15 protein-coding genes and 1 riboswitch are annotated in these 21,330 nt (G+C 40.8%); of the genes, 11 read left to right on the top strand and 4 right to left on the bottom strand.

Going from position 1 to position 21,330, the window contains the following annotated elements:
• Positions 1–50: 50 nt before the first annotated feature.
• Positions 51–779 carry a DNA-3-methyladenine glycosylase family protein gene (locus tag ASG85_RS24230; RefSeq protein WP_235550211.1) on the top strand — a complete coding sequence of 243 codons (729 nt, stop codon included), beginning with the start codon at positions 51–53 and terminating at the stop codon, positions 777–779.
• A gap of 630 nt (positions 780–1,409) precedes the next feature.
• Here ASG85_RS24230 and ASG85_RS24225 read toward each other — a convergent pair.
• Positions 1,410–1,979: a TetR/AcrR family transcriptional regulator gene (locus tag ASG85_RS24225; RefSeq protein ID WP_156396774.1), complete on the bottom strand. Its 570-nt coding sequence runs from the start codon at positions 1,977–1,979 to the stop codon at positions 1,410–1,412.
• Between the two features lie 21 nt (positions 1,980–2,000).
• Complete coding sequence (locus ASG85_RS24220; RefSeq protein ID WP_060647962.1) at positions 2,001–2,726, bottom strand: MBL fold metallo-hydrolase; 726 nt, start codon at positions 2,724–2,726, stop codon at positions 2,001–2,003.
• Between the two features lie 157 nt (positions 2,727–2,883).
• On the opposite strand from ASG85_RS24220, the gene ASG85_RS24215 reads away from it, so the two are divergent.
• Positions 2,884–3,960, top strand: coding sequence for a M42 family metallopeptidase (locus ASG85_RS24215; RefSeq protein WP_057302780.1), 1,077 nt, complete (start codon positions 2,884–2,886; stop codon positions 3,958–3,960).
• An 83-nt stretch (positions 3,961–4,043) separates the two neighbouring features.
• Here the strand turns inward: ASG85_RS24215 and ASG85_RS24210 are convergent, their stop codons facing one another.
• Complete coding sequence (locus tag ASG85_RS24210) at positions 4,044–6,926, bottom strand: right-handed parallel beta-helix repeat-containing protein (RefSeq protein WP_060647961.1); 2,883 nt, start codon at positions 6,924–6,926, stop codon at positions 4,044–4,046.
• An 81-nt stretch (positions 6,927–7,007) separates the two neighbouring features.
• Positions 7,008–7,096: riboswitch (cyclic di-GMP riboswitch) on the bottom strand.
• Between the two features lie 143 nt (positions 7,097–7,239).
• Here ASG85_RS24210 and ASG85_RS24205 point away from each other — a divergent pair.
• Positions 7,240–7,779 (top strand): copper amine oxidase N-terminal domain-containing protein, encoded by a 540-nt coding sequence (locus tag ASG85_RS24205; protein ID WP_057302778.1) that lies wholly within the window; start codon positions 7,240–7,242, stop codon positions 7,777–7,779.
• Positions 7,780–7,785: 6 nt separating this feature from the next.
• On the opposite strand, the gene ASG85_RS24200 is transcribed toward ASG85_RS24205, so the two are convergent.
• Complete coding sequence (locus ASG85_RS24200; RefSeq protein WP_060647960.1) at positions 7,786–9,189, bottom strand: DUF4832 domain-containing protein; 1,404 nt, start codon at positions 9,187–9,189, stop codon at positions 7,786–7,788.
• A 233-nt stretch (positions 9,190–9,422) separates the two neighbouring features.
• On the opposite strand from ASG85_RS24200, the gene ASG85_RS24195 reads away from it, so the two are divergent.
• From ASG85_RS24195 to ASG85_RS24160, 8 genes are read left to right on the top strand one after another with little or no spacing between them, the layout of a single operon-like run.
• Complete coding sequence (locus ASG85_RS24195; protein WP_057302776.1) at positions 9,423–11,606, top strand: NAD-dependent epimerase/dehydratase family protein; 2,184 nt, start codon at positions 9,423–9,425, stop codon at positions 11,604–11,606.
• Positions 11,599–12,492, top strand: a complete 894-nt coding sequence (locus ASG85_RS24190) for a hypothetical protein (protein WP_057302775.1) — start codon at positions 11,599–11,601, stop codon at positions 12,490–12,492. Before ASG85_RS24195 ends, ASG85_RS24190 begins: the two co-directional genes overlap by 8 nt.
• 3 nt (positions 12,493–12,495) lie before the next feature.
• Positions 12,496–14,349, top strand: a complete 1,854-nt coding sequence (locus ASG85_RS24185; protein ID WP_060647959.1) for a DUF2194 domain-containing protein — start codon at positions 12,496–12,498, stop codon at positions 14,347–14,349.
• Positions 14,346–15,776, top strand: coding sequence for a GT4 family glycosyltransferase PelF (pelF, locus tag ASG85_RS24180; protein WP_057302773.1), 1,431 nt, complete (start codon positions 14,346–14,348; stop codon positions 15,774–15,776). Before ASG85_RS24185 ends, pelF begins: the two co-directional genes overlap by 4 nt.
• Positions 15,757–17,190, top strand: a complete 1,434-nt coding sequence (gene pelG / locus ASG85_RS24175) for an exopolysaccharide Pel transporter PelG (protein ID WP_060647958.1) — start codon at positions 15,757–15,759, stop codon at positions 17,188–17,190. The genes pelF and pelG overlap by 20 nt, the downstream gene beginning before the upstream one ends.
• Positions 17,191–17,202: 12 nt before the next feature.
• Positions 17,203–18,939 carry a CotH kinase family protein gene (locus ASG85_RS24170; protein ID WP_057302771.1) on the top strand — a complete coding sequence of 579 codons (1,737 nt, stop codon included), beginning with the start codon at positions 17,203–17,205 and terminating at the stop codon, positions 18,937–18,939.
• Positions 18,940–18,979: 40 nt separating this feature from the next.
• Positions 18,980–20,569 carry a CotH kinase family protein gene (locus tag ASG85_RS24165; RefSeq protein WP_057302770.1) on the top strand — a complete coding sequence of 530 codons (1,590 nt, stop codon included), beginning with the start codon at positions 18,980–18,982 and terminating at the stop codon, positions 20,567–20,569.
• A gap of 44 nt (positions 20,570–20,613) precedes the next feature.
• Positions 20,614–21,309: a polyphosphate polymerase domain-containing protein gene (locus ASG85_RS24160; RefSeq protein ID WP_057302769.1), complete on the top strand. Its 696-nt coding sequence runs from the start codon at positions 20,614–20,616 to the stop codon at positions 21,307–21,309.
• Positions 21,310–21,330: the final 21 nt, after the last annotated feature.

Below are 21,330 nucleotides of genomic sequence, written 5' to 3'. Positions count from 1 at the left end.
CCTGTTGACCATTATGATGGAGATACTAAACCTAAGGAGGTTTTCAAGTCATGGAAACTACGGAATTCGAGCAGTCAAGCCAATCTATCCAACCTGAGGTAACTACCATACTATTGAATAAAATGCATCCTGCGATAATAGCCTTGTCCCAAGCAGACAGCAAACTAGCTAGCCTCATTGAACTGATTGGTGATCTTACACTCACACCCAGCTACAAGCCCTTTGAGTCGCTCGTCATGTCGATTATTTCCCAGCAACTCTCTGCCAAAGCGGCTGCAACGATTAAAGCCAGAGTGAAGCTCGTTATACCGAACGTCACGCCTGAGCTTGTGCTCGCTGTGGAAGAGGAGGCCATCAGGCAATGCGGTGTCTCCTATCCCAAAATCCGTTACATCCGTGACCTCAGTACAAAGGTGATAACCGGCGAGGTGGCACTCGACAAGCTGCAAGATTTAGAAAACACAGAGCTGCTCAAACAGCTCACAAGTGTCAAAGGCATCGGCGCCTGGACAGCGGAAATGTTCCTCATTTTCACATTAGGCAGACCCGATGTCATGTCGATTGGCGATGCCGGCCTCCAGCGTGCGGCCAAATGGCTGCATACCCTTGCCGATCGCAAAGACGGTAACTATCTAGGCGAAGTTGCACCGAGCTGGGCGCCTTATCGCAGCTTTGCCTCGTTATATTTATGGCGTGCGATTGATATGGGGTTTGTGGATTCAGGCCTACAGGTGGAGGCTTGCACGAAACCCAACTTGGAGCAAGGATATTTGGCTTAAGCCGTTTCTTTTCGATGAGTGAGTTTGTCAAAATAAGTTACGCACCATACAAATAGTTTGATCAGCAAAATATATACTTTGCTCCCACTATTTTGTTGTACCAAATGTAATTGAACGTTGAACAGCTCATCATGCTTTAGTTGATTCAAGGAAATAGGCGCTTTAAGATCAAATTGTTATATGAAATACACAAAATACAACAATGGCAGACTACTCTAACAAGAGGCAGTTCTATTGTTGCACAAAAAACAACTTGGATTATCGTGTTGGTGGTGCGTGTACATCCTTTACCCACCGAATTGTTGTATTTTGTGCAACAATTCGGTGGGTTCTTTGGACAAATTGGCTTTTTGTTGTACGGTGTACAACATTTTGGTGCGGATTGCTCAGAAATAATCGTTTTAAGAGCAAATTGTTGTACGAAATACAACAATGACAGGCTGCTCCCGCGTAAGGCAGGTGTATTGTTGTACAAAATACAACTTGAACTATCATGTTTCTCGGGGATTTCAATTACAACAACACAATAGCTAACCAAGCTAAATAGGACCTTAACCTTCGTTTACCCCCTATTCGAAAACATACAAACTAAAAAAGCGCAAAAGGCCAACCAGCCCCTCGCGCTTATTCTCATTTTACCGCTATTCGCAATCCTCTTAAATACGTTTGAAGCAAACGCCGCAGGCTTTCGTCTTTTTCCAGCTCCATTCGAAAACCGTTTCTATGCTCGAGTGAGGCAAAGCCATGCACCATGCTCCGAAATCCGCGTACCACGTGCAGTGCATCTTCTTCACTGAGTCCATATGGCTCTAAAATGCGCAGCAAGAAAAGCACAACTTGGCTTCCTGCCTCTTTCAACTCAGGATCCTCGTAGTCAGGCAATGAGGAGATTGCCTCGTATAATCCCGGCTGTTTCCTAGCGAACATGACGTAAGCGAAGCCTGCTGCCAGCAGCGCGTCATCTTCGGCTTTGCCAATTACAGCCTCGACCATCGCTTCTTTAATCAGTACAAGGCCGCGTCGGGAAAGCTGCTTTCTGAGATCAGGCAAGCCTTTAATATGATTGTATAGTGATGGTGTTTTCACGTTCAATTTAGCAGCTAATGCGGCTAGTGTCAGCTGCTCAACACCTTGTAAATCGGCCATTTCAATTGCTGCTTGAAGCACAGTCTCTGCATCTAATCCCTGTCTGTATGCCACGGAAGTTCCTCTTCTCTGTCTCTAAATTGTTGCTGCATCTGTATGAAACTTTTTGGTTGCTTCTTCTATAATGCGATCCATGGTTGGAATCGGTTGCTCAATCATTCGTCCGTGTCCGACGGCCAAAAGGCTTGGCTCTAGCTGTCTCAGCTTGCGCGCGCTCGCAAGCGACACTTCTTTATTCCACGTCGCCATGGCTGGGAACGGAAACCAGAATTTCATAACACCAGAGACCGCTGCGCCGCCGCGAACTTGAAAAGCGTCCCCAGCAATCAATGCCCGACTGCGCACATCTAGGAAAGCCATCATCCCTGGCGTATGCCCAGGAGCTGATACAGCTTGCAGCGATCCTACGCGGTCACCATCCTCCAGAAGTACATCAGGCTTCGTCTGTACAGACTTAGGAACATCTCCCTTAATCGGCGAATTCGGTTCGCCAGCTTCTAATTCTTTGCTGCCCGTCAGCAGCTTGGCATCTCTTCTTGAGATATAGACCTTAACATTCGGCAGCGCCTTTTTCAAACCGTCAAGTGCCCCAATATGGTCTCCATGTGCATGTGTAAGGACAATGCGAGTGAGCGGTTTTCCAATCTGTTCTGCTGCTTGAAGAATCCCTTTGACACTGAACGGCAGCGCCGCGTCAATTAGCGTTAATTCATTCTCTTCCTCCACTAAATAACAATTCACCGGAAAAAATCTTGGCATAAAAGCCAGTTGATACAAAGAACCGATACGTGTCATTTTCATAATAACGCCTCCCGTTTACTATTTATATTAGTATAATAACTAATGATATTAGTTTTGTAAAGAGGGGAATTGCCCTAAATCCATTTTTTTCTCCATTATGGTAAAATAGATCTCAGATTTGTACTAGAGCCTATTTCGATAAAGTGAGGAACCCCACATGAATACAGAAACGTTAGAGCTTTTTCGGACGCTGACTGAAATGCAAGCAGCACCCGGTTTTGAACGAGAAATCCGCAAGTTTGTTCGCGGTGAATTGGAGAAATATACAGACGAGTTCGTTCAGGACGGACTCGGCAGCTTGTTCGGTGTCCTGCGCGGCGATGAGACAGGTCCTAAGATCATGGTGGCCGGCCATTTCGACGAGGTCGGCTTCCTTGTGACCGGCATCACGGAGCATGGCACAATCAAATTCCAGCCGCTCGGCGGCTGGTTCAGTCAAGTACTGCCCGCGCAGCGCGTGCAGATTATGACAGATCAAGGGCCGATCATCGGCGTGATCGGCTCAGTGCCTGTGCACTTGCTGGACGAAGCGTCACGCAGCAAGCCCGCAGACATCAAGACGATGTATGTGGACATCGGCGCTGAAGATAAAGCCGATGCACAGCGCATCGGCATTCGTCTCGGGCAGCAGATTGTTCCCATCTGCCCGTTCACACCCCTGGCCAATCCGAAGCGGATTATGGCCAAGGCTTGGGACAATCGCTACGGCGTCGGCCTGGCGATTGAGCTCTTGAAAGAGCTTCACGGCGGGCCGAAGCTCCCGAATGTCCTGTACGCCGGTGCCACCGTACAGGAAGAAGTTGGCGTGCGCGGCGGACGCACGGCTGCGAATCTCATCCAGCCGGACTTGTTCTACGCGCTGGATGCCAGCGCCGCCGGGGATATGACCGGCGACCGCAATGCTTTTGGGCAGCTAGGGCGCGGTGCGCTGCTGCGTATCTTTGATCCCACGATGATCACCCACCGCGGGATGGTCGAGTTTATCCTCGATACGGCGGAGACGCACAAGATTCCGTATCAGTACTTCATCTCGGCGGGTGGGACAGACGCCGGACAGGTGCACGTGCAAGGCAGCGGCATTCCCTCTGCCGTCATCGGTGTTTGCGCGCGTTATATTCATACATCCGCGTCCATTCTTCACGTGGATGACTACGCCGCCGCGAAGGAACTGCTCATCAAGCTCGTACAGGCGAGTGACCGTACGACGCTGAACACGATCCATGCGCAAGCGTGATCGTTTCGTTTAGCTTATGTAATAATTAAAAAAGAAACTGCCCCGTCATTTTAGACATGGAGCAGTTTCTTTTTCTATTTCGCTTATTTCAATACATACGTCGACATACTTCCAGTTGCTGGCAACTGATTGCTTGTTGAATCACTCCAAAGGAACCCAAGACTAATCGTATTTCCAATGCTTATGCCCAATTCATTCAGAGGAATGGCAATCTCAATTACCGTATCGTTTACGGCATAATTCGTTTTGCTAACGAAGCTAGTAACTTTAGTCCATGACCAAGTTGAACCATTTCCACTATATCGATATAAACTTCCGTTTTCTACCATATAATCAGCTCCGCTTGAGCTCCAGTTTTTCGCAGAAAAGCCACTGGTTGCATTGTTGTCTGCATTTATATAAATTTGACTTTTACTTGTTAAGCTACTCCCCTGAACAAGCAGGTAAAAATTCGTCGAATTGTTTGAAGCCTTCAAAACTTTGACTTTTGAGCTTCCAGAGCTTAATACTTCTACATTGCTCCAATCACTGTCACTCCCATTAACAGTTATAACGGCTTGTGTTGGCACCGGTGTTGGCACTGGTGTTGGTACCGGTGTTGGCACTGGTGTTGGTACCGGTGTTGGCGCTGGTGTCGGTATCGGTGTTGGCGCTGGTGTCGGTATCGGTGTTGGCACTGGTGTTGGCACTGGCGTTGGTACTGGTGTTGGCACTGGTGTTGGTACCGGTGTCGGCACTGGTGTTGGTACTGGTGTTGGTACTGGTGTTGGTACCGGTGTTGGTACTGGTGTTGGTACCGGTGTTGGTACTGGTGTCGGTACTGGTGTTGGTACTGGTGTTGGTACTGGTGTTGGTACTGGTGTCGGTACTGGTGTTGGTACTGGTGTTGGTACTGGTGTCGATACTGGTATTTGTTCACTACTACTTATCGTGATAAGCGTTCCTGTCTGCGGGAGTTTATCCATCTTTGAATCGTTCAAGATGTATCCCACTTGAATAGCATTTCCATCTGCTACAGCTAAACTAACTAATGGAATCGAAACTTCAAGAACGCCATTTGTTGCAATGTAATTTTTCGTATCTTGAAAATTAGCTACCTTCGTCCACGACCAATTGGTTCCGCCTGTTCCGCTGTAACGATATAATGAACCATTTTCCAATAAGTAGTCGGCTCCGCTCGAGCTCCAATTGGAAGTAATAAATCCAGTAGTTGAATTCTTATCCGTGTTTAAATAGATTTGGTGTTTGGTAGCTGTGCCGCTCCATTGAGCGAGCAAGTTCAAGCTGGAGTTATCAATTTTTGCTTTTAGCACCATCGCGTTGGAAGTACCCTTGCTTAGAAGAGGCATCGCATCCCAATCTGTTGAATTCCCATCTATAACTAACGATGAGCTCGGTACCGGATTCGCAGGTATTAATCGTGCAGTAAACTCATGAGCACCAATGTCGATGGTAGCACCTTGTATTCTAGCTGATCCTGCGAAATCATCAGTTGCATTGGGGAAAGCTCCAGCAAATCCTTTATCAATAGCTGGAGAGCCCTCCTGCAAGTTAAAATTATTCGTAGCCTTGTCTACAAATTTAGGGTCATCAAATACGGAATTAGCATCATTACCTGTGGCAGTCTTATACGAATTCCACGTTGTATAGGTGATACCTTGCCATTTCCATACACCCTTATCCATTCCGCTAGTTGTATAGAATAAGTTATAATCCAGGACATTTGCTGAGCCGCTTGTGTTTGTCTTGCTTATCATGGTTTTTTGCGATTGGCTGTAAATGATATTGTTTTTTATACTGTTGTTTACCATATTCCATTGAAAACCTATATCTCCATACCCTTGTACGAGGGTATCGTTTTCTACAAAGGTATTATTTACTATGATATTATTACTTGCCCCGCCTCTACTAGAAGAAGAACCACCCATAATTAAACCTGCTCCATAATTATGGTGAATCAAGTTATTTTGCACTTTAATAGCGCTTGTCATCTTACCTGCATTCTCACTTGCAAGTTCGATCCCAAAATCATTGCCATACACATGATTCTTTTCTATTACGATATTCGTCGCACCGTCTGCATAAATGCCTCCAGCAGCGTGTACACCTCGGTACGCAGGGTTTATGGAAGAATCAATATGATAGACGGTATTTTCGGCAACTCTTCCATTGCGTGTTTGATCCACACACGAACTGGCACACGCCCCGTAAAATCCCGCTAACTCAATACCAATATTATTATTGTCATGAACTTTGTTGTGCGTAATTTCAAAACCATCAATATTTCCGCTTAACGTCAAGGATTCACTCCAACCCGTGACAAGATCATGTATATCATTACCGCTTATCGTAAGGCTAGTTATTGCCGTTGTAGTATTTCCCAGTACATGTATACCATGTGCATTACCGCTGCTGGCCGTATTCTTAATATCATGGATGTTATTATTTAGAATTTGAATGTTTGTACTTCCGTTTGTTACTCGAATTGCTGCCGGGTCTGAGGAACTACTGGAAGCGACTAGATTCGCTAGCTCGAAACCAACGATTTTGATATAACTCGATTTTGACAAATAAAACAACGACTGATTGGAGCTAGTTAGTGTTAAGCCTGTACCATCAATAATAGGAGTTTCCCCGGCGTAATTCAGAAATTGAATGTAGCCTCCGCTTGCGGAACCTGATACTTGAATCGTGACTAGCTCCCGATATGTGCCGCCTCTAACGTATACAGTATCTCCTGGAATAAGTACATTTGCTGCTTTCTGAATGGTTTTCCACGGAGCAGTTAATGTACCCGCATTACTGTCATTCCCTGAAGTGGATACATAATAAGTGTTTCCACCTGCAGCTTGAACTGGAGTAGCGGAAAAGCCAGTTGCAAACAGCACCCAGATCATCATACTTACCAGTATTATAGATACACTTGACGTTAGAAAACCAAATTTACTTCTTTTCATTACATCCATATCGTCAACACCTCATTCTTTATTATAAAAAGAAATAGGATACCGAAGTACGGTATCCGCAAGGTCCACGAATTCGTCAGCTTCGGCAACTGGCTGGCAACTCTTCATCGGAAGAGGAAGCCCCTATAGTTTTGCGCCCCTTGATTTCCCAAGGTATGCCTTTTCGGTTTTATAAATTCACATTAATCAAAAAAGGTCGACAATTCTATAGTTCTAAATGCCTATTATTAAAAAATTTGTAGTTTTTACTCCCAAATGATAGGCTTATTTAAATTAGATTAAAAATCACCAGTAAAATAAAGGAGTTTTTGCATTGAAAAGGAAGGTCGTTTTTTCATGTATACTTGTTCTTGCAATTGGGTTAGGAACTACAATTGGTGTTCATGCCGTCTCCGATATTCGTATTATTGTCGACGGGAAATCGGTAGATTCCAGCGTTGAACTTATAGATGATAGCAGCTATGTCCCTTTACGTTCTATAGCAGAAATGTTCGGCGCTAATGTCGAATGGGATAATAAAACACGTACAATTAATATCATTTCACATCGTCGTATGCTAACTGATGCTTCTACGGTATATAAAGAAAACGGTATTACCTTTTCCAATCTGTCCTTAGTAAATAAAGAATTTGGTTGGGAAATTACCACCGATGTTTGGAATGGGGAAGACGTTAATTACCGCGGTCTTCACTTTAAGGCTAGCTTTTTTGATCAAAAGGAACGATTGCTTGGTACCTCTGACGGCTACCTGTTCGACCTGAAGCAAGGCGAGACTAAGGTAGCTAACCTTGTCACAACTGACGATCTAAGCAATTATAAATATGTTCAATTTCAAATTGACCTCACCTATTAAGAGTGCTTATTGTACATTTACTATCCCCAAAGAATAACGTCCATCCTCCCGCTTCCCTTGAATCGCTAGCTCAATGCCGGGATTGCCGCTTTCAGGATCAATGATGCCAACGCATAATGTATATTTACCTATTGGTATCGTTGCAGGGATCTTTAAACTTAAAGTGGACTTTTGTATGCCAGGCAACCAACTGCGAATATCAACTTGGACGCTTTCGCGGTGAACTATCTTTCCTTCTGCATCTGCCAGTGATAGTTCGAGTGGCCAATTGAAATAGAAGGGTGCAACTCCTTTATTCTCCATAACCATATTCACAACAAGCTTCTCGTTTGGCTTTACCTTTGTTTGATGCGTCTCTGTCTTGAGAACATATCGATACCCCATTGTATTCAAAAGGCGTTCTACATTCCCTTGATACTTACCCTTATATGATTTAAATGATGGTAAATTGGGACCTAGCCATGTGGTATGGCTCTCCCTTGCCTGTGCAATGGTTTCATCGATTGCATTGTTGGCTATATATTTATTCTCGTCTTCGGAGTATGCAAACTCTCCGCCGCTCGGTGCATATATCCAATGTTCCGGCATAGCTGGCATTTTCTCTTCCGTTAGCCACGATGTATACCCGTTATGAATCCAATTGATAAAACCACTCATGGTCTCCTGTTTATCTCCAAACACATCATTAAATAGACCCAAATGATTCGATTTTGCTATTTCATGCGGCCTTCTCATCAGCAGAGGTTTGTCCGGAAACTCCCCTAGATATGCCTCTACGTACTGATCGGTAACAGCTGCTTTAGGAAATGGTTCTGAAACTCCACCTTGTCCACTTTTTGTGTGCCACTCTCCCCAATGTCCTACACTGCCTACCTCAACGAAAGCAATTCGAGCATCATGGTTGTATCTCTCACCCAATTTTTGGATCAGCTTCCGATGTTCCTCTATTAGCTTTTTGTTCTCATAATTAGGACTAAAACCCTTTCCATAACTTGTGTTATACCAGGAGCCTTCTTCCCCAATTTCCTCGTACAACCAATCTGGAATATCCATATGACTAGTATCCGAAGTATCATCCAAAATTAGGCGGAAGATAATCTTTACATTCTCACTCTTCCAACGCTTAAATTGATTCTTTTCCTCTAGCTTGTCGAATGCATATATTCCTTTTGCAGCCTCTAATTCCCTCCAAGTAAAGTCAAAGAAAACAAGGCGATGAGGCTCTTGATAAGGACCCCAGCGTGCATCAGGAGCAAATCCCATGTAGGGATTGTTTAAAACACTGCCTATCTCTGTAGGCGAAAACTTAATTGTCTCTCTCTTTTTAACTTCTGCACTCACAAGGGTGATTGATACTGTCATCAAGGATAGGGCTGTCAAAATTCCTATAACTTTATATTTGCGCTTCATTAATATCGCCTTTCAACCAGTTATTTGGACAGTATTCTACTCTAAAATCAACCAATTAGCGAGATATATCACGCTAGTTCGCAAAATATTAACTATTTGTAAAAATCAATCTAAAGATTCAACAAAGTTTGTATATTTATGTTGTTTTTCGTCGTAAAACAGCATAGAATAGTCTTTTAGAACTACTTTTATGGGTCTAAATATTAAAAATGGAAATTATGGGGTGTTTACAAATGCGAGTATTAATTACAGGCGGTCTAGGTTTTATTGGATCCCATGTCGCCGAGCGCTTCTACAAAGAAGGGCATCAAATTTTCATCATAGATAATCTATCCTCAGGAAATCCTGAGAACTTGAGTACACCTTATAAATTATATTCATTAAATGTTGAGAGTTCAAAATGTGTAGAGGTTTTTAATAGTCATAAGTTTGATGTTGTTGTTCATCTAGCTGCACAAATCAACGTTGCTACATCTTTAGAGAATCCCTTTCTGGATGCCAAATCAAATATTCTTGGCTTAAACAATATGTTGAACCTTTCAGCTAAATATGGCGTGAAAAAGTTTATATTTGCCTCATCTGCTGCTGTTTATGGCATGAATGAACATACGCCAATTAATGAAGAAGCGGATTGCAATCCACTTTCTCCTTATGGGATGAACAAATGGCTTGGTGAGTATTATTGTAAGAAGTTCACAGAGTTATATGGCTTGGATACCCTCTGTTTCCGGTTTTCTAATGTATATGGTCCTAGGCAAGGTACCATCGGAGAAGGTGGCGTCGTTTCTATTTATCTAGAACGTATGTTTAAAGATCAAGAGCTTACCGTCTTTGGCGATGGTAATCAGACCCGTGATTTCATTTATGTAGAAGATGTCGCTGACGCTATCTATCGAGGAGTAGATGCGGAATATAAAGAAGTTCTTAACCTATCTACAAATACGGAGAAAAGTGTGAACGAACTGCTTGGCATTTTTAAAGAACTTCACCCAATTAAAGGTGTTGTTTACCGCGAAGCACGTAAAGGGGATATCTATCGCTCGAGCTTAGATAATACGAAGGTCAAACGTCAACTCGATTGGGTGCCAATGTATAGTCTCAAAGAGGGATTGACCAAAACTTATGAATGGTTTGCTACTCAGCAACAAAAACCCCCACGAGAGAAGAAGGAAAAATCGTCCAGACGATTATTTTCCTTCCTTAAACCAGCTCTCCCCTACATCGAGAATTTTGTCGCCTTCGGTATCGTAACTGCTTTAACAATAGGAACACAATCCGATATTCAAAGTTATCAATTGGATTACAAGCTGATTTACATTCTCGTCATCAGTATGCTCTATGGCACTAGACAGTCTATTCTTTCCTTTGCCTTGTCTTCTCTTCTTTTCCTTGGGATGAGTCTCTATAATGGACGGGACTTAATTTCCTTTATTTACGATTCCCAAAGTATGGTAACTCTAGCTGCTTACCTCTTCATTGGTATCGTTGTCGGGTATACCGTGGATCGTAAAAATAGTGAGATTAAAACAGCTAAAATCGAAGCAGTTGCAAGTGAAGAAAGAAATGAGTTTCTAAGTGAAATTTATAATGACACTCGACTTGTTAAAGAAGAATTACAAAGTCAAATTATGAATACGGAAGATAGCTTCGGCAAAATTTATAATATTACAAAAGAGCTAGATAGCTTAGAGCCGGAATTAATTTTCAACGCGGCTATTAGTGTCCTAGAACAAATTATGAGATCTAAATCGATCTCCATCTACTCCATTAACAAATATGGTAATTTCCTGCGTTTAACTGCCAAATCGAAAGTTACTGAGATGCAATTGCCTAAATCTTTGAAAGTGTCAGATTTTCCACATCTACAACAGTTAATTGACAGCCAGAGTTTATATATTAATAAAGCGTTAGATCAAGCAATCCCTGTTCTTTCAGCCCCAATTATGTATAACAATCGAATCATCGCTGTCGTCAGCTTACATCATCTGCCGTTTGAGAATTTCACGCTATACTATCAAAATCTATTTAAAGTTGCTGTAGAACTGATCTCTTCTTCGTTATTCAAAGCTCATCGTTATCTGGAAGCAACACAAAGCGAGCGCTACATCGAGGGAACGGATGTATTGAACGAAGAGTCCTTCTTAACCGTTCTAGATAGCAAAAAACAAACAAAAATTAAGTTGAATATTGAATTTACACTGCTTGTCATTTCCAATTCAGACATTCAAATCGAGGAATTATCCAATAAAGTAAGCTCATTCTTGCGTGAAACGGATGTTATAGGAAAAGGTCCAGACGGCAGATACTACATCATTCTTTCGAACTCAGAGAAACAAGATGCTGCCATTGTTACTGAGCGAATAACGAAATCAGGCATTATTCCTATCATCGTGAAAGAGGAGTTACTTTATGCTTGAACTCATCATTTTGTGCATTTATTTACTCATCGTCGTGACTTACATCATTAAATATATTAAAAACTATACTAGAGAGCGGGCAATAACACATCTTGCTATCATTATCTTGCTACCCTTTGCAGGAGCTCTAATGCTTGCCTTTTCTTCATGGACATTACAAAGAAAATCACAAGATTCGTTTAGCTCTTACTCGGACGAGGATATCTCTGCTCAAACCTCAACTCTCGGTATTTATAACCGCATTGACATAAAAAAAGAGATTAATATCGTTCCTATTGAAGAAGCCTTGTTACTCAATGATACAACTACAAAGCGTCGTATGCTGATCGACGCTTTAAAGAATGACTCGATTGAATATATCGGCATTCTCCAAAAAGCATTAGAAAACGAAGATACAGAAACCTCACATTACGCGGCTACAGCCGTATTGGAAATTAAGCGCAAGCTTATGCTTACTAAACAGAAATTCTCAGTCAAATACGAAGAAAACAAATTTGACTTAGAAACATTAATTCCTTATGTAAACGTACTTAAGAACTATCTTACAAGTGGCTTTTTGGATGAACGGACAGTCATAAAGACTAAGCACACTTATTCTCAAGTGTTAGAAAGTCTGCTTTCTATTTATACAGAAGAGGAAGCCTATTTTGTCGATAAGATTGAATGTGACCTAGAAATAGGTAATGTTGACAAAGCAAGGAGTATGTGTGAGAGCTTTCATCAAGCACACCCTAACAGTGAAACACCGTACTTAATTTCAATGAAAACACATTATACATTGAGAAATAATGAACGGTTCCAAGACAGCTTAAACGGCTTAAAAAATTCACCCATTCGCTTGTCGAACCAAGCTTTGAATATTGTCCGATTCTGGTCAGGAGTATAAAGAATGAAAACCTTTGATTATTTTAAAAGAACGACTATTATTGTAGTACTCGTCATAGTCGTTCTAGGGATCTCACTTGAAACCGTACGCTCCGATTTTCTATTCAAGTTAACTAAAAACAATAACATCACTTCCACTGCGGATACTTCCTCATACAATGCATTGGACCCAAAAGAATTCAACGCAATAAATACTGAGAATTTCCTCATTCTTTACGACCAAGAAGAAATAGTTAGCCCGAGATTGGCGAAAAATGTAGAGAATACTATTAATTATATGAAAAAAAAGCCTCAAAGCATGGAGATCGGCGCGTTTGATGGCACGACTAAAGGCTTTGAAACCATCATTATTGCCCTGCAGGATCTAACAAAAATTAAAAAATTAGATGCTCTTATTACATACGTCGACAACGGAGGGCGTGTCTTATTCGCCGAAAGTCCTTTGGTTAGCGACAGCTTGTATACGATTTATCGTAAACTTGGAATCAATTCAATAGGCCCCTATGTGAACGAAAAAGGAATTAAGCTAACATCTAATATTTTAATACAAGGCAAAGGAATGGAATTCAAAGGAGACTTCATCGAGAATGCAATGATCTTCTTTGAGCTCAACAATAACAGCACGATCTATGCTGTAACTGATAAAAATAACCCCTTAATGTGGGGTTATACCTATGGAAAAGGAAAGTTTTTAGTTTTCAACGGTTCTACACTTCAAGAAAAAACTAGCCGTGGACTCATAGCCGGGGCGCTAAGTCTTATCAATGATAATTTTATCTACCCCATTATTAATACCAAGGTTGCTTACATTGATGATTTTCCTGCTCCCTTTGGAAACGGGAAGGAAAACACAATATACAAAGAGTATGGTCGAGATAATCAACGGTTTTATCGTGACATTTGGTGGCCTGATATGATCAAAATAGCCAAAAATAGAGGGGTTATTTACACAGGAGTTCTTATCGAAAATTATAATAATTCAATTAAACCACCTTTCAACACTGCACAAGGTCAAGAAAAAGAAAATTTAATTATATATGGCAGGGAAGTCCTGAAGCTAGGCGGTGAATTAGGTCTCCATGGATATAACCATCAATCTTTGGTTACCGATTATTCCAAATCTACCGCAACCTCTCTTTCCCTTGGGTACAAGCTTTGGCAATCACAAGAAGACATGGAATTATCCATTTCTGAAGCACGTAAATACTTTGCAGACATCTATCCCAAATACAAATTGCGTACGTACGTGCCACCCTCCAATGTTTTGAGTGATGAAGGTAGAGAGGCACTTAAGAATTCGCTCCCTGATCTTAAAATTATAGCCTCCATCTATAGCGAAGACCCCTACGATAAATCTTATGTTCAGGAGTATAGTAGAAGCGCAGATGGCATTCTTGAACTTCCACGTGTTTCCTCCGGATATCATTTTGACCAGGTAACGAATTGGGATATTTTCAATGCAATTACATCTATTGGTGTCTTCTCGCACTTTATTCATCCTGACGATGTATTGGATCCTGCACGAACTAAAAATAAATCATGGGATCAGTTGTTCAAAGAATTCGATCAAATAATGGAAATTATTTACGATAAATATAAATGGTTACGTCCCATGACGGCCTCAGATGCTGGAACTGCATTCGAGGATTACTTAGATAGCCAAGTCGTTTTCAAGAAAGATAAGAACAAGATCGATGGATACGTGAATAACTTTCATGGTGAGCTCAATTATATCTTACGTACGACAAGTAAGATCGGTAGATTGGATCATTGCTCCATTACCTTAATTGATAATAACACTTATATAGTGCAGGCCAAGGCAGCACATTTTACCATAGAATTGGGAGATCAATCATGAGAATCTGTATCCTTGCTGAGGGGTCTTACCCCTATATTACTGGTGGTGTCTCAAGTTGGATTCATAGTTTAATCACGAATATGCCTGAGCATGAATTTATACTTTATGTCATCGGTGCTGAAGAGAAATCACGCGGGAAATTTAAGTATGCTTTGCCTCACAATGTCATCGAGATAAGAGAAACTTTCCTAGATACTTTTCTTAATGAGGAAGAAATATGGGGGAAACGCTATAAGATTTCCAAAAGTGAACGCGAGACACTTTACTCGTTTCTAGCTGGCGAGAAAATTGATTGGGGAAACCTATTCAACTTTTTGCTTAGTGATCGGATTAATTCTGTTTCTGAATTCTTGACCAGTAAAGATTTCTTCGACATCATGTACGAAGTATGTAATCTTCGTTACTCACAGACGCCGTTTACCGAAATGTATTGGACTATGCGTTCCATGGTTCTTCCTTTGTTTTTAACAATACGTAATCCTATGCCTGAAGCTGATCTGTACCATAGTGTCGCAACAGGTTATGCCGGTGTTCTTGGCTCGCTTGGCAAGCACCTTTATAACAAGCCTTTCTTGCTTACCGAGCATGGTATTTACACCCGAGAGCGGGAAGAGGAAATTATTAAAGCTGACTGGGTAAAAGGGTATTTCAAGGATGTTTGGATTGAGTATTTCTATAATTTATCTAACTGTGCTTATTCGTACACTGACAAAGTAATTTCCTTGTTCAACCGTAACAAAGAAATTCAAGAAGAGCTTGGATGCGACGGCAATAAAATAACAATAATCCCCAATGGTGTTCAGTCTAGTGATTATGACTCTCTCCAGCAGAAAGAGAATGACACAGAGATCTCCATCGGTGCTGTCGTACGAATAGTTCCTATTAAAGATATTAAAACTATGATTCAAAGCTTTGCCTTGGTCAAACATACTATTTCAAATGCGAAATTCTATATCTTTGGACCAATCGATGAGGATGAGGAGTACTATGAAGAGTGCCAGCAGCTAGTACAAGAACTTGGTACAGAAGATATTATTTTTACCGGTAGTATTAATGTTCGTGAGTATATCGGAAAGATGGATATCCTTGTTCTTACAAGTATTAGCGAGGGACAACCTCTTGCCGTGCTTGAAGGTCTAGCAGCAAGTAAGCCATTTGTTACGACAGATGTAGGAAGTTGTCGTGAGTTACTCTACGGTAATCAGGATGACTTCGGTCCTGCTGGCATCGTTGAGCCTGTTATGCACTACGAGAAACTTGGTTTGGCAATCATCTCCTTATGTCAGAATAAGCAACTTCGTGAGCAAATGGGTCTCAACGGCAAACGAAGAGTTTCAGCAATCTATTCAAGGGATCGTTTCATCGAAGGTTATAGAAATATTTATAACGATTACGAGAGGAGTCTATATGGCAGGGATCGGGTTTGAACTAAGAAAACTCTTTCGGAAAAAAAGCTTATTCACTAATATCCGGGCTTACGCCTATTCCTCATTAGTTACCATTGGCCCAATGCTGCTTTGCATGGTCATGGTAGCTGTCATGCAAAAATTGCAGAGCTATGTAAATATGCCCTTTGCACAGAAAGAATTATTTTTAGCTGGCTCACAGTACGCTTTTATATTCTCTCTGCTTCTTACTAGCGGATTTGTCATGTTGCTTTCTCGCTATGTTGCTGATCGTTTATATGAGAAAAAATATGAAGATCTGCTTCCTTCTTTGTACGGCGTTATGTCCATTTGTCTATTAATTGGGGGAGTTGTTGGAATTGCATTCTTGCTTCGCTCTCCTCTTTCACTCACCTTTAAAATTGCGGAATATCTGCTCTTTATGGAACTAATTATTATTTGGCTATTAACGGTTTATGTTTCCGCCCTGAAAGATTATATACGAATTGTCAAAAGTTTTTTCTATGGAGCCATTGTAACCATCTTAAGTGGAGTTCTTTTGCTCAAAGTGTTAAGTATTCAAGAGGCCTATGCCACAATCGCTGCCATGGATATTGGATTCCTTACTACATTAATTCTACTGATGACACATATTGAAGGGTATTTCCTTCAAGGTGGCACAAGATACTTTCACTTTTTAAGGTATATTACTAAATTACCTGCCGTTTTTGCAATTGGTTTCATCTCTACACTCGGCATTTATGTGCATAACTTTATCTACTGGGGAAGCAAAATGAGCATTACCGTCGGTGATACTTTTCGATTCTCCCCCTCCTATGACGTTCCTGTTTTTTTTGCTTTCTTATCCGTCATACCGACAATGGTTATTTTTGTTGTCTCTGTAGAAACGTCATTCTATGAGAAATTCAGAAGCTACTATTCGGTTATTTTGGGCTCCGGAACGATTCAAGATATCGCACGTGCCAAGAAAGAAATGAACGATGTGCTCCTACAGGAGCTAAGTTTCATCATGCAAATCCAACTCTTCTTCTCTCTTTTCGCTATGGCGATTGGCATCAAGTTTTTACCGAATTTAGGGCAAACTGCCGAACAAATCGACTCTTTTAACATTCTGGTACTAGGTGATTGTTTATACATTCTTATGTATATTATTGTTCTGTTGTTGCTTTATTTCGATGACCGCAAAGGCGCGCTTCTCACGTCATCGCTCTTTTTGATAGCTAACTTGATTGCGACGCCTATCATTATTACAACAGGTCATCATGGCTTAGGACTTCTTATTTCTGCTGCAGTTGCAGTAGGTATGGCAATAATGAGGCTCCTTTATATACTAAAAAATATTGATTATTATACTTTCTGTGCTCAACCCTTAGTTGTAAAAGAGAATAAAACGATTTTTAAAAAATTAATGAACCGTTTTCGTTTCAATAACTGATAGGAGATTGTCATGCGATATACATGGAGTAAGCTATCGATAACCTTAATCCTTATTACCCTGTTGGTTTCAGGCTGTTTGGGAAGCAAGTCAGCAAGTGAAGAGAAAAGCACAACAGGCTTATCTGTAAGTCAAGATTCTCCACTTAGTTCTTCCAAAACAGTAGATTTGAAAGAAAGCCGTGCCATCTACGAATTAGATAAGTCAGATGGTCTTCATATTATGTACGTAACCATCATGAAGAGTGGCTCTTCCAAAAATAAACCCGTATTTTCTTTTACGGAAATTAATAACACAAGCGGTCGATTGCCCGATGGAGAAGCCGATCCACAAGTAGAAGTAATCATTCAAGAAGGTGATGAGGTAGGACCGATTAAGGGAGGTCTTGGTTATAGTGAAAAAACGGCCAATGCAACTCTTGAAATTCGAGGTAATTCTACCCGTGCCGCTAACCAAAAGTCTTATAAAATTAAATTAAACAATAAAGCTGGGCTATGGCAAGAACATAAAATCTTAAATCTCAATAAACATGCTTTTGAATTGTCCCGGGTACGTAATAAACTAAGTTTTGATTATTTAAAACTTATTCCTAACATGTCAAGTCTTCGCACCCATTTTGTCCAATTGAAAATTAAAGATTTGACAACAAAGGTTCCGGACAAAGAATTCGTTGATTACGGATTATATACAGATATTGAGCAGCCAGATAAGACATTTCTCAAATATCATGGACTAGACCCAAACGGAAACTTATATAAAGCGAATAACTTTCTTTTTCAAAGATATCCTGATGTTCTAGTAGAAACTAATGACCCTAAGTACAATAAGTCAGAATTCGAAAAAATATTGAAAATCAACGGCAGTGAAAACCATACCAAATTATTGCATATGCTTGATGAAGTCAACGATACTTCAAAAAATATTAATGATACTGTGAATAAATATTTCAACCGAGATAATTTCTTAACATGGATGGCTACTAACATTTTATTCGATAACACAGATACAATTAATCAGAATTTTATGTTGTATAGTCCATCAAATTCAGAAACCTGGTATTTCTTACCTTGGGATTATGATGGCGGGTGGGATTGGTACGGCCAAGGTCCAAAAGAAGCTAGATTACGCGCTAGTTGGTCAATTGGTATCGCCAATTATTGGGATTCCTTATTACAGAGAAGATTCTTCAAAGATCCTGCTAACGTCAAACAACTCAATGATAAAATTGAGGAATTATCGAAAATTATTACGAAAGAGCAAACCCAATCTTTCCTTAATTCTTATCACCCCATCGTTTCCAAGTTTGTAAATAATCAGCCTGATATTAATACCTTACCAGCAGGTGGTTTCAAATTCTTTGAAAGTGAATATAACCGACTTACTAATCTACCTGATTTGAAAAAAAACAATTACTATAAAACACTAGAAAACCCAATGCCCATCTTCCTCGGAAACCCCGAGGTCAAAGACAATACAACGACATTCTACTGGGATCAATCTTTTGATTTACAAAGTGATGAATTAACGTATGATTTTCAAATAAGCAAGGATCCCCAATTTACCAAACTAGTTGCAGATCAACCAGGGCTAAAGGGTTCACACTATGATGTCAATGGGTTGACAAAAGGTACTTATTTTTGGCGAGTCATTGTCAAGGACAGCAAAGGAAACAAACAAATTCCATTCGATGATTACACGGATGTATCTGATAACATCTATCATGGTATGCGGGTGTACAATGTCGAATAACCAATTTTCTAACTAGACTTGCTCACCGAGGAAGGCTTTTATGACCAAGTTAACTATGAAATGGTTCATTCTCTTAATCAGTTTAGTCGTAGGCGGGATTCTCGTTTACTTGTGGTTATTCCCTGCTAATGACGAAAAAGGACCACCGAATGCCGTGCAAAACATCCCATCAACTTTGTCGGAGCGTGTATCCGCACCGCGACTCTCAATACCTGGTGGATTTTATGCAGAAGGTATCTTATTGGCTCTAGATGCTTCAGAGAAGCAAGGAGTTATTCGGTATACACTAGATGGTTCTGAGCCTACTAAAGCTTCTCCAGTATACAAAGAATCTATAACAATTAAAGAAACAACGGTCGTAAAGGCTCGAACTTATTTATCCGATAAGTTATCAAGCACTGTCGTTACCGCAACTTATTTCATTGGACAATCACAATCTTTAGCTGTCTTTTCACTCTCTACCGATCCCGACAACCTTTGGTCGAACCAAAAGGGGATTTACGTGAAAGGCCCAAAAGCCTCATCGAAATCACCTTACCAAGGCGCTAACTTCTGGGAGGACTGGAAGATTCCTATTCATCTTGAGTTTCTCGAAACAAATGGTGAACTTCGGTTAGAAAGTGACCTCACTGCTGAGATATTCGGAGGCAATACACGGGCACTTCCACAAAAAGCTTTAGCTTTATCTTCGGGCAAAAAAAACGGTCAAAAAATAGACGCATCACTATTTCACGGGCAGAATATTCCGCCCATGCATGCTATTATATTAAGAAACTCAGGTCAAGATTTTAACCGTACACACTTCCTTGACGGATTAGTAGCTACGTTACTGAAAGACTCCGGATTGGATGTCCAAGCCTATCGCCCTGTCGTGGTTTATCTGAACGCTCAATATTGGGGAATACATGATCTTCGCGAAAAAATAGACGAGTCTTTTCTTGCCTCCCACCATCAAGTCGATGAAAAAGATATTAATCTTCTGGAATCAGATGCAATCGTCAAGCATGGAAGTAATACCAGTTATTTGTCGTTAATCAATTACATTCAAAACCACGATCTCAAACTAGCGGAGTCCTACGATTATGTTGCTAGCCAAATCGATGTCACCAATTTTATCGATTATCATATCTCAGAAACCTTCATCGCCAACGTAGATTGGCCTGATCATAACATTCGATACTGGAGAACATCCGAAGACGGAAGCAAGTGGAAATGGATTGTCTATGACACCGATCAGAGCTTCGGTGATCCTGCGACTCCTTCTCTTCATCGCATTTTGAATAGTAAGAAAAAAATTAAGGAGAAGGATCTTCTGCTTTCTCCCGCAATACTTCAACAGCTTTTAAAGAATGAAAAATTTCGTGATCTGTTTTTAACGCGTTTTTCCTTCCATTTACAGAACACATTTCAACCAAATCGGGTACTCTCAGTCATTGATCAGATTTACAATCAAATGAAACCAGAGATGGGCCGACACTTGGAAAAATGGGGTGGCAGCATAACAGAATGGGAAGATAATGTGGAAAGCCTGCGACAGTTTGCAAAAGAACGTCCTTCTTATATGCGTACTGAGCTTCAAGAAGAATTTAATTTAACAAAAGTTCAGATCGAAAAGTACGGTTTGAATTAAGGCATATAACGGTTACTGGAGGTGCAATCATCCAAAGAGGAAATATGAAGTTAAGGCATGAGTTGAAATATTATATTCATTATCATGAATACGTCGCTTTACGCCATAGAATCTCTTCAGTCCTAGAGAAAGATCCTCATTCAATTGACGATGAGGGCTACGAAATTCGAAGTCTATATTTCGATGATATTTACGACTCGGCACTCATTCACAAGAATAGCGGTGTTTTATTGAGAAACAAATATCGAATTAGAATCTATAACAAAAGTGATGCAGTTATCCATTTGGAACGGAAACGAAAATTCGGGGATTTAATTAACAAAGAGTCCGCGGCTTTAACAAGAGAACAAACCGATCGATTACTTGTCGGTGATAATGATTTTCTAGAGAAGCTGGAGCACCCCCTGCTTAAGGATTTTCATCAGCAAATTAAACTGCATCGGCTTGTTCCAAAGTCCATTGTTGATTACAAACGAGAAGCTTATAAACTAGATCTAAGTGAAGTTCGCGTAACGTTTGATAAAGATCTAAGAGGAAATGTAAGCTCTCTTGATTTATTCGACCCCGAGTTGGTTACTATGGATGCATTTCAGCAGCCTATTCTTGTGATGGAAGTGAAGTACAATGAATTTTTGCCTGAATTCGTTCGACGCGCTCTGCAAATCACATCGCATCAACGAACAGCTATTTCTAAATACGTAATTTGCCGTGAAATTGCAAAGCTCTACTATAGCCATTAGCGCGTAAAGAAGGGAAGATTT

The organism is Paenibacillus sp. Soil724D2, from assembly GCF_001427935.1.
GTDB lineage: Bacteria > Bacillota > Bacilli > Paenibacillales > NBRC-103111 > Paenibacillus_E.
This window is presented reverse-complemented; position numbering and strand designations above follow the sequence as displayed.